General features: G+C 60.0%; 9 protein-coding genes. 3 read left to right on the forward strand and 6 right to left on the reverse strand.

Features of this window, described 5'->3' with window-relative positions; genetic code table 11:
* Positions 1-29 precede the first annotated feature (29 nt).
* The 4 genes from rplS to rpsP all read right to left on the reverse strand — a co-directional run bounded on the left by rplS (position 30) and on the right by rpsP (position 2,400).
* Positions 30-419, reverse strand: coding sequence for a 50S ribosomal protein L19 (rplS, locus tag EOS_RS01470; protein WP_047844834.1), 390 nt, complete (start codon positions 417-419; stop codon positions 30-32).
* 141 nt (positions 420-560) lie between these two features.
* Entirely contained in the window at positions 561-1,331 is a 771-nt protein-coding gene (gene trmD, locus EOS_RS01475; RefSeq protein WP_047844835.1) for a tRNA (guanosine(37)-N1)-methyltransferase TrmD, read from the reverse strand.
* Between the two features lie 27 nt (positions 1,332-1,358).
* Positions 1,359-2,066, reverse strand: coding sequence for a ribosome maturation factor RimM (gene rimM / locus EOS_RS01480; protein ID WP_047844836.1), 708 nt, complete (start codon positions 2,064-2,066; stop codon positions 1,359-1,361).
* A gap of 79 nt (positions 2,067-2,145) precedes the next feature.
* Positions 2,146-2,400, reverse strand: coding sequence for a 30S ribosomal protein S16 (gene rpsP, locus EOS_RS01485; RefSeq protein ID WP_047844837.1), 255 nt, complete (start codon positions 2,398-2,400; stop codon positions 2,146-2,148).
* A 214-nt stretch (positions 2,401-2,614) separates the two neighbouring features.
* Here rpsP and EOS_RS01490 point away from each other — a divergent pair, with 214 nt between their 5' ends.
* The gene (locus tag EOS_RS01490) at positions 2,615-3,805 is read left to right on the forward strand and encodes a PQQ-dependent sugar dehydrogenase (protein ID WP_082163184.1); all 1,191 of its coding nucleotides are present in this window, start codon (positions 2,615-2,617) and stop codon (positions 3,803-3,805) included.
* A gap of 131 nt (positions 3,806-3,936) precedes the next feature.
* The gene (locus EOS_RS01495; protein ID WP_047844838.1) at positions 3,937-4,431 is read left to right on the forward strand and encodes an NINE protein; all 495 of its coding nucleotides are present in this window, start codon (positions 3,937-3,939) and stop codon (positions 4,429-4,431) included.
* Positions 4,432-4,483: 52 nt separating this feature from the next.
* On the opposite strand, the gene EOS_RS01500 is transcribed toward EOS_RS01495, so the two are convergent.
* Both EOS_RS01500 and EOS_RS01505 read right to left on the reverse strand, forming a co-directional pair.
* Positions 4,484-5,638, reverse strand: a complete 1,155-nt coding sequence (locus EOS_RS01500) for a PA0069 family radical SAM protein (protein ID WP_047844839.1) — start codon at positions 5,636-5,638, stop codon at positions 4,484-4,486.
* A 68-nt stretch (positions 5,639-5,706) separates the two neighbouring features.
* Positions 5,707-6,195: an Lrp/AsnC ligand binding domain-containing protein gene (locus tag EOS_RS01505; RefSeq protein WP_047844840.1), complete on the reverse strand. Its 489-nt coding sequence runs from the start codon at positions 6,193-6,195 to the stop codon at positions 5,707-5,709.
* 151 nt (positions 6,196-6,346) lie between these two features.
* Between EOS_RS01505 and EOS_RS01510 the strand changes: the two genes are divergently transcribed.
* Positions 6,347-7,639: a D-amino acid dehydrogenase gene (locus tag EOS_RS01510; protein WP_047844841.1), complete on the forward strand. Its 1,293-nt coding sequence runs from the start codon at positions 6,347-6,349 to the stop codon at positions 7,637-7,639.
* The last annotated feature ends 19 nt before the right edge of the window (positions 7,640-7,658 follow it).

Here is a 7,658-nt window from a genome sequence, read left to right on the forward strand (position 1 = left end):
GGTGCAGCGCGGTGCAGCCTCAGTACAGCTTATTGCGCCTTGGAAACAGCGCGGTCTTTCGACACGAGCTTTTCCTTGATCCGAGCCGACTTGCCCGAACGATCGCGCAGGTAGTACAGCTTTGCACGACGCACGTCACCACGACGTTTCACGACGATGCTCGCCAGCAGCGGCGAGTAGGTCTGGAACGTACGCTCGACGCCTTCGCCCGACGAAATCTTGCGGACGATGAAATTCGAGTTCAAACCACGGTTGCGCTTCGAGATCACGACGCCTTCGTAAGCCTGGACACGCTTGCGCGTACCTTCGACCACGTTGACGCTGACGATCACCGTATCGCCGGGGGCGAATTCGGGAATCGACTTCTCGCCGAGTGCGCGCGCGATTTCTTCTTTCTCAAGTTGTTCAATCAGATTCATTACTGACTCCTGGAGCCATCTTGCCGGAGTTGTTTGCCATATGAGTGGCCCCGGTAGAGGATGGGTTCACATCTGGCGCCCACTTGAATTCACAAGCCTGGCACCACCCTTTCGTCTCGCGTTGTATCTGCCTTCCAGAGCCTACTGCGCTTTCGAGCGTTCCTTGGCGAGACTTGCAAGCCATGCCTCATCGGCACGGCTCAACATTTTATTCCTGCGCGCCTTTTCTATCAGATCAGGCCGCTTTTCCTGCGTATTCTTGAGTGCTTCGCGCCGGCGCCACGCTTCGATTTCCTTGTGATGGCCGCCAAGCAGCACATCGGGAACCCGCACACCGCTGTATTCTTCCGGGCGCGTGTAATGCGGACAATCGAGCAAGACATCGACAAAACTATCCTGCACCGCTGACTGCGAGTCGTTCAGCACGCCGGGCAACTGGCGCACTACGGCGTCCATGAGCGCCATGGCCGGCAATTCGCCGCCCGACAACACGAAGTCGCCGAGACTCACTTCTTCATCCACCACGCGATCGATCAGACGTTGATCGATGGCTTCATAACGACCGCACAACACCACCAGAGCCGGCTCCTGAGCGAATTGCATCACGCGCTCATGATTCAGCGTTTTGCCTTGCGGCGACATCATCACCACACGCGAGCCGCTGATGCCCTGCTCCGCCTGCGCCGCTTTCGCGGCCGAAATCGCATCCTCCAGTGGCCGCGCCAGCATCACCATGCCGGGACCACCGCCATACGGGCGATCGTCAATGGTTCGATAATTGTCCGTGGTGAAATCGCGAGGATTCCACGTGCGCAGATTGAACCGTTCCTGCTTGACTGCCCGGCTGGTAATACCCCAATCGGTCAGCGCGCGAAACATCTCGGGAAAGAGCGTCACGACGTCAAACTGCATCGCTCTCTCCTTGCAGTGATCGATGGATCAATAGTCAGCGTCCCAGTCGACGACAATCCTGCGCGCCGCCTGATCCACTGTCTTGACATACACGCCGACAAACGGAATCAGCCGCTCGCCGGTTGTGGGCGAGCCGTCCTTGCCCGTAGTCGGAAATTCCACGCGCATGATGGAATGCGCGCCGTTGTCGATCATGCCCGCGACCTGGCCTAAAGCCACGTCCGCGTCATTCACGACGTCGAGGCCGATCAGGTCGACCCAGTAGAATTCGTCGTCGCCAGTTAGCTTCGGAAAGTCACTGCGCAACACATGAATGCTGTGGCCGCGCAGTGCATACGCCATGTCGCGGTCATCGCAACCGCCGAAGTGCGCGACAACTGTGTCGCTATGCACTTTCGACTGCAGGCACCGAACCGCCTTGCGCTCGTTGCCCTTGACCAGCCACCAGCGCTTTGCCGCGAGCATTGCGTCGCCGCCATGTCCCGCATGCGCGTGCGGCGCAATCTTGACCCAGCCCTTCAGTCCGTAAGCGTCGACGATCGCACCCACTTCAATGGCGTCACCGGGCAAACTTTCGACGGTCTCGATCGATCCTGCGCCATCTGAAGCGTCGATAGCCACGCGACGCGCTGCCGGCTTGCGGACAAACGCGCCAAACGTGGCTTCGTCCTGCTCAGGCTTTTCGCCACGTTCGGCTGTCAAACCTGAGTTTGAAGCAGAATCACGCGTCGACATGAGCCACTCTCCCGCGAACCTCGGCCGCAAAAATCGATCGGATCACAAGTACCCGAACGATTGACTGCAGCAGCTGCACTTAAGCAGCCGGCTGAGCTTGTTGCGATTGCTTGACCAGACGTGCAACGGTCGGCGACAACTGCGCGCCGTTGTCTTGCCAGTACGTCAGGCGGTCTTGAGCGATGCGCAGTGCTTCGCCTTTGGTCGCGACGGGGTTGTAGAAACCCACGCGTTCGATGAAGCGGCCATCACGGCGGCTACGCGAATCGGTTGCGACGATATTGTAAAACGGGCGCTTCTTGGAGCCGCCACGAGCCAAGCGGATGATAACCATGCTGAAATCCTTGAAAACCGGGGTTCGGAACTACCAAAACACGCGATTATAGCGGCAAAACGAAGCCTTAACAAACACTTGCGTCGATTAATCAAGATGAAACGTGACCCTCGGCGTGCCGTTCTGCCGATCATCGCCCGCCCTGATGCGCGCCGCGGCGGGTTTTTCAAGATTTTCGCCAAGCGGCATGAGGTGTCATTTTGGGGAGACAGATATGGCTTTGAGCGGAAACCGTTTTTCTTATACTGACTCGCAGCAAGCATGCGGTTTCGGCCGATTGCGGGCGCGTTTGGTGCATTTGGCATTTTTAGCGGCGAGCCTGCTGATCGTACTGGCCGGCGCGTTCATCGCGGCTGGCGCCCGCGCGGCGCCGCCTATCGACCAGATCAAGCTGCCGCCGGGCTTCAGTATCACCGTTCTCTCCGATGACGTCCCCAGCGCTCGCGCCATGGTTCTGTCGCCGAAAGGGGTGCTTTACGCCGGCAGCCTTGACGGGCACGTCTACGCGCTCGAGTTGCAAAACGGGCACGTGAGAGCGAAGCATGTGATCGCGTCCGGTCTGGACGAGCCAGCCGGCGTGACGTTCCGCGACGGCGCACTGTACGTCTCTGCTATCTCCCGCATTCTGCGCTTCGATGACATCGACGATCACCTCGATGCGCCGCCAAAACCCGTCGTGGTCACCGACAAACTGCCTTCCGATCGGCACCACGGCTGGAAATTCATCGCATTCGGCCCGGACGGCAAACTGTATGTGCCGACCGGCGCGCCGTGCAACATCTGCGAGCCGGATCGCACGCGCTATGCGCTGATAGCCCGGATGAACCCGGACGGCAGCGACTACGAAGTGTTTGCGCACGGTGTGCGCAACACGGTGGGTTTCGACTGGAATCCGCAGACAAAAGAGCTCTGGTTCACCGATAACGGCCGCGACATGCTCGGCGACGACGTCCCCGACGACAAACTCAATCGCGCGCCGAAAGCCGGCATGGACTTCGGTTATCCCTATTGCCACGGCGGCGACGTTCCCGACCCGCAATACGGCGCGGGCCATCCGTGCTCCGGGTTCACGCCGCCCGTGGCCAAGCTCGGCGCGCATGTGGCCTCGCTCGGCATGCGCTTCTATACGGGCACGATGTTTCCCGCCGACTATAAGAACAACGTGTTCATCGCGGAACACGGCTCCTGGAATCGCAGCACGAAAGTGGGTTATCGCGTGGTGCGGGTCGTCGTGGGCGCGAATGGCGCGAAACCACGCATGGAACCGTTCGCGCAAGGCTGGCTTCGCCCGAGCGGTGACGTGTGGGGTCGTCCCGCCGATGTCCTGCCGATGCCCGACGGCTCGCTTCTCGTGAGCGACGACTACGCCGGTGCGATCTACCGGATCACGTATGCGCAACCGTGACTCAGCCACCGCGCACTGAGCCGATTCGCCGCGTGAGCGCCGGACGGCCGCGGGCGTAGAATGCCGCGTCGGCGCGAAAGACTTGCCTCTTGCGCCTATCCGCCTCCATTGCTTCCTTTTTTCGTTTCCCGATGAACAACCCGCCGTCCACTGCCACGCATCCAACGAACCCGACGCCGCACGGGCATTTCCGCTCGAAAACGCTGACCGCTGCGCTCGCCTTCTTTTTTGGCAGTATCGGTGCGCATCGCTTCTATCTGTACGGTTTGCGCGACAAATTCGGCTGGGCGCACATTGTCGGCATCCTGCTCGGCGTCGTCGGTTACATGCTGCTCGCGGCGACCGATCGCGCGTCGATGCCCGGCTGGATCCTGGTCGTACCCGGCGCCATTTCGCTGCTGGCGGCGTTTTTGTCGGCGATTGTCTACGGCTTGCGCCCCGACGAAAAATGGGACGCCCAGTTCAACGCGCAAACCGGCCGGCATAGCGAATCGGGCTGGGCGGTCATCTTTGTCGTGATCTTTTCGCTGCTGTTCGGTGCTTTCCTGTTAATGGCAGGTCTTGCGCTCACGTTCCAGACTTACTTCGAAGGCCAGGTTCAAGCGGCTAAAGAGTTGTCCCAGTAAGGCTGCCGCGGCCGTCGCGGCTCTGCCCGGAGTCGCTGCCGCTCGCACCGCGTCAAAACAACTTCATCTGCGCACTGTCCTCGACCGGACGCTTGGCTACCGCCCGCTTGTTCACCACCTTCTCAATGCGCTGAAATTCCGACATATCCAGAATTCCGCGTTGCCGTTGATTCAAACCCAGCCGCTTCGACGCGTTATGAAAGCGCTGCTTGAGCATGTCAGCCCATAAACCTTCGCCTTTCATCCGCGTCGAGAAATCCGAGTCATAGTCCTTGCCACCACGCATGTCACGCACGCGCCCCATCACCCGTTCCGCGCGATCAGGAAAATGCGCCGCAAGCCAGTCCTTGAACAACGGCGCCACCTCCCACGGCAAGCGCAAAACGATATAACTCGCGCTCGTCGCACCGGCTTCGGCGCACGCTTCCAGCACCCGTTCCATATCCGGTTCCGTGACGAACGGAATCATGGGCGCGACGCTGACGCCGACCGGAATCCCCGCCTCGCTCAACGCCCGGATGGTGCGCAGCCTCCTTGAGGGCGTGGCGGCACGCGGTTCGAGCGTGCGGGCAATCTGCGCGTCGAGCGTGGTGATGGTGACGGCAACCATTACCTGCCCTTTCTGCGCCATTGGCGCAAGCAGGTCGATATCCCGCTCGATCAGCGACGACTTCGTGATTGCCGCGAACGGATGCCCGCGTTCGCTCAGAATCTCGACCACGCGCCGCGTGATGCGCAGATTCCGCTCGACCGGCTGGTACGCGTCCGTAATCACGCCCAGCGCGATCGGCTCCGGCTGATATGACGGCTTGTCCAGCTCGCGCTCGAGCAATTCACCGGCGTTGATCTTCGCGTAGATCCGGCTTTCGAAATCCAGTCCCGGCGATAACCCCAAGTAACTATGCGTAGGCCGCGCGAAGCAATAGATACAGCCGTGCTCGCAGCCACGGTACGGATTCAGCGAGACCCCGAACGGGATATCCGGCGACGAATTGCGCGTAAGAATGCTCTTCGCGCGCTCTTCAAATACTTGCGTGCGCAGCGCCGGCGCGTCGTGCGTTTCCCCGTCCTCGCTAACATGCGTCCAGCCGTCGTCAATACGCTCGCGTTCGTCCTTCTCGTAGCGTCCCTGAAGGTTCGTGACCGCCCCTCGGCCTTTGAGCGGCGCGGGCGGAGCAACGGGATATTCGCGGTCGTGAGAAGCCATGGCCAACAATCGAAAGAGAGAATACACTGTATAAATATACAGTAGATTTCCCCACTCGCAAGCTCATTTCAGGCATCGACGGCGATGGTCAGCGTCTCCTTGATCTCCTCCATCACGACATAACTTTTCGACTGCACCGCGCCCGGCAGTTGCAGCAGGATGTCACCGAGCAGCTTGCGGTAATCGGCCATTTCGCCAATACGCGCCTTGATCAGATAGTCGAAATCGCCGGAAACAAGATGGCATTCCAGAACTTCGGGAATGCGCTGCACTTCGCGCCGGAACTGCTCGAACATGTTGCCGCTTTTGTGATCAAGCGTGATCTCCACGAACACCAGCAGCGACGCGCCCAACTGATGCGGATTCACCCGCGCGTAATAGCCCGCGATCACCTCGTCGCGCTCCATGCGTTTGACGCGCTCGATGCACGGCGTCACCGAGAGCCCAACCTGCTCCGCCAGGTCTTTCATCGCGATGCGACCCTCCTTCTGAAGGATCTTCAGGATGCGGCGATCGATGCGGTCAAGCTCCCTTACTGAATTTCGTTGGATTCTCATTGCTTTCCACTGAAAAGTGAATAAATACAATAACAAAACCTACCACGCTATCAATACTATAGTCGATACCACTATGTAACCCGCTACTCACACGGCTTCAGTCAAAGCGAAGCGAATGACCGGCGGAATGTCACTTTGCACGGAGCAAGGCATGCGAGTCGTAATTCTGGGAAGCGGTGTTGTCGGTGTCACGAGTGCCTACTATCTGGCGCGCGCTGGGCATGAAGTAACGGTGATCGATCGTGAAGCGGGACCGGCGCTTGAAACGAGTTTCGCCAACGCGGGTCAGATCTCGCCCGGCTACGCTTCGCCGTGGGCCGCGCCCGGCGTGCCGCTTAAAGCGGTCAAGTGGATGTTCGAGAAACACGCACCGCTCGCTATCCGCCTGGACGGAACATCGTTTCAATTGAAGTGGATGTGGCAGATGCTGCAGAACTGCACGCAGGCACGTTATTCGGTCAACAAGGGGCGCATGGTGCGCCTGGCCGAATATAGCCGCGACTGCCTGCAGGCGCTGCGCGCCGATACCGGCATTAATTACGAAGGTCGTACCGGCGGCACGCTGCAAGTTTTCCGGACCCAGCAGCAACTGGATGGCGCCGCGAAGGACATCGCCGTATTGCGCGACGCGAATGTGCCGTTCGAATTGCTCACGCCAGCTGAATTGCAAAGTGCAGAACCGGCGCTTGCCGCTGTGTCGCACAAATTGACCGGCGGTTTGCGTCTGCCGAACGACGAAACCGGCGACTGCCAGAAATTCACCACGCGCCTCGCGGCAATGGCTGAACAACTGGGTGTCAAGTTCCGCTACAACACGCCCATCGACGCGCTCGCGGTGAGCGGTGGCCGGATCGCCGGCGTGCAGTGCGGCGGCGAGACCATTCGCGGCGACTCATACGTTGTCGCGCTCGGCTCGTACTCCACGAAACTGCTGGGCAGTCTCGTCAATATCCCTGTTTATCCGCTGAAGGGTTATTCAATCACCGCGCCCATCGTGAACGAAAGCGCCGCGCCGGTTTCCACCGTGCTCGACGAGACGTACAAGATCGCGATCACCCGCTTCGATGACCGGATTCGCGTCGGCGGAATGGCGGAGATCGTCGGCTTCGACAAATCGCTGAGCCAGGCACGTCGCGAAACGCTGGAAATGTGCGTGAACGACCTGTTCCCCGGCGGCGGCGATACCGAGAAGGCATCGTTCTGGACCGGCTTGCGTCCGATGACGCCGGACGGCACGCCAATCGTCGGTCGTACGCCGCTGTCGAACTTGTTCCTGAACACGGGCCACGGCACGCTCGGCTGGACGATGTCATGTGGTTCCGGTCAGTTGCTGGCGGATTTGATGTCGGGTAAGCAGCCAGCAATCCAGTCCGACGACTTGTCGGTGCATCGCTATCTGGGCGAAACGGCCACGAGCACCCGTCCTTCTTATGCGCGTGCGTGATTCAGATTTCCACGCGTAG

Source organism: Caballeronia mineralivorans PML1(12), assembly GCF_001028175.1.
Taxonomy (GTDB): domain Bacteria; phylum Pseudomonadota; class Gammaproteobacteria; order Burkholderiales; family Burkholderiaceae; genus Caballeronia; species Caballeronia mineralivorans.

Excerpts from the sequence above, each read along its gene's own strand:
- rplS (WP_047844834.1), bottom strand. The coding sequence starts at position 419 with ATGAATCTGATTGAACAACTTGAGAAAGAAGAAATCGCGCGCGCACTC.
- trmD (WP_047844835.1), bottom strand. The coding sequence starts at position 1,331 with ATGCAGTTTGACGTCGTGACGCTCTTTCCCGAGATGTTTCGCGCGCTG.
- rimM (WP_047844836.1), bottom strand. The coding sequence starts at position 2,066 with ATGTCGACGCGTGATTCTGCTTCAAACTCAGGTTTGACAGCCGAACGT.
- rpsP (WP_047844837.1), bottom strand. The coding sequence starts at position 2,400 with ATGGTTATCATCCGCTTGGCTCGTGGCGGCTCCAAGAAGCGCCCGTTT.
- EOS_RS01490 (WP_082163184.1), top strand. The coding sequence starts at position 2,615 with ATGGCTTTGAGCGGAAACCGTTTTTCTTATACTGACTCGCAGCAAGCA.
- EOS_RS01495 (WP_047844838.1), top strand. The coding sequence starts at position 3,937 with ATGAACAACCCGCCGTCCACTGCCACGCATCCAACGAACCCGACGCCG.
- EOS_RS01500 (WP_047844839.1), bottom strand. The coding sequence starts at position 5,638 with ATGGCTTCTCACGACCGCGAATATCCCGTTGCTCCGCCCGCGCCGCTC.
- EOS_RS01505 (WP_047844840.1), bottom strand. The coding sequence starts at position 6,195 with ATGAGAATCCAACGAAATTCAGTAAGGGAGCTTGACCGCATCGATCGC.
- EOS_RS01510 (WP_047844841.1), top strand. The coding sequence starts at position 6,347 with ATGCGAGTCGTAATTCTGGGAAGCGGTGTTGTCGGTGTCACGAGTGCC.